This window comes from Pseudonocardia pini, assembly GCF_013870575.1.
GTDB classification, from domain to species: domain Bacteria; phylum Actinomycetota; class Actinomycetes; order Mycobacteriales; family Pseudonocardiaceae; genus Pseudonocardia; species Pseudonocardia pini.
Genome location: NZ_JACBXB010001162.1, coordinates 1 through 1,210, shown reverse-complemented (window position 1 = coordinate 1,210; position 1,210 = coordinate 1). Strand labels below are relative to the sequence as shown.

The window sequence follows — 1,210 nt, the reverse complement described above, 5'->3', positions numbered from 1 at the left end:
CGGCCTGTTCCTGCGGATCGTCACGGAGCTGTGGGGCAGACACATCGGGGCGCGCTCCTGACCGGCGTCGGTCCGCCGCCCGTAGCCCTCCAGGTCGACGGCGACGCACACCCGGTCGCCCGATTCCCCCCGGCGTCCGACCACTCTTCTCCCCCACACCCGATCCTCCGCCGTAGGGGAGCCTACGAGCCGGACCGCCGTGGCCGGTAGGTTGCGAGCGTGGACGAACGGTCCGCGCGGCGACCGTGGGGGTGACGGGTGTCGATCCAGGAGGCGGGGACGAGCAGGCCGAAGGCCCTCGACCCCCCGCTGTGGGAGGCGCTGCGCGGCCTCGGGCACGCGGTGTCCTACGACACCGGGGACACGATCCTGTTCCAGGGCTCGCCGTCGGAGTCCATGCTGCTGCTCGACTCGGGTCTGGCCGCGGTGAGCGTGGCCCATCCCGGCGGGGACGAGGTGTTCCTCGCCTTCCGCGGGCCCGGATCGCTGCTGGGCGAGTTCGGCTACCTCGACCGGCGGCCGCGCTCGGCGATGGTCCGGGCCGCCACCCCCGCGCAGTGCCGGGTGCTCACGCGCGCCACCCTGGACCGGTTCCTGCAGGCGGACCCCCGGGCCGCCCAGGCCGTCACCGCCGCGGTCGTGGCCAAGATGCGCGCGGTCACGGACCGCCGGGTCCGCTACGCCCAGGGCCGCATCGGCACCCGGATCGCGCGGATGCTGCTGGACCACGTCGACGAGTTCGGCGTGCCCGCCACCCAGGGCCCCGGGCTCGTCATCGACGTCCCGTTGGCGCAGGCCAGGATCGCTGACCTGGTCGGGGCCCGGCCGCGGATCGTCGGCCTGGAGCTGGCCCGGTTGCAGGAGGCCGGGCTCGTCGACACCGGGTACCGCTCCCGGCCCCGTCGGCTCCGGGTGCTCGACCCCGCGGGCCTCGCGCAGCGCGTGCGCGGCTCCTAGGCCGATCGGTCGATTCCGGCACCGGTGCCACATCAGTGGGGCGGATCGCGGCGATCATCGTCCTTCGACGTCCGGCGACCGGAGGGACCCCGAGTGAGCGCCGACCAACCCGAGCCCGCCGATCCGGCGGGCTCGACCGCGCCGACCGGGTTCGACCTCGACGACGACGTGCTCGCCCTGCTGGGCCACGACGGCGCGGCGCTGCCGACCTCGCTCGACATCGGTTCCTGGTAGGTCAGGGACCGGTCGAGCA

At 74.8% G+C, this 1,210-nt stretch carries 2 protein-coding genes; both read left to right on the top strand.

Annotated elements, in window-relative coordinates:
- Positions 1-258 precede the first annotated feature (258 nt).
- On the top strand, positions 259-957 hold the full coding sequence (locus H5J29_RS33470; RefSeq protein ID WP_181784877.1) for a Crp/Fnr family transcriptional regulator: 699 nt from the start codon (positions 259-261) through the stop codon (positions 955-957).
- A gap of 93 nt (positions 958-1,050) precedes the next feature.
- The gene (locus H5J29_RS33465) at positions 1,051-1,191 is read left to right on the top strand and encodes a hypothetical protein (RefSeq protein WP_181784876.1); all 141 of its coding nucleotides are present in this window, start codon (positions 1,051-1,053) and stop codon (positions 1,189-1,191) included.
- The last annotated feature ends 19 nt before the right edge of the window (positions 1,192-1,210 follow it).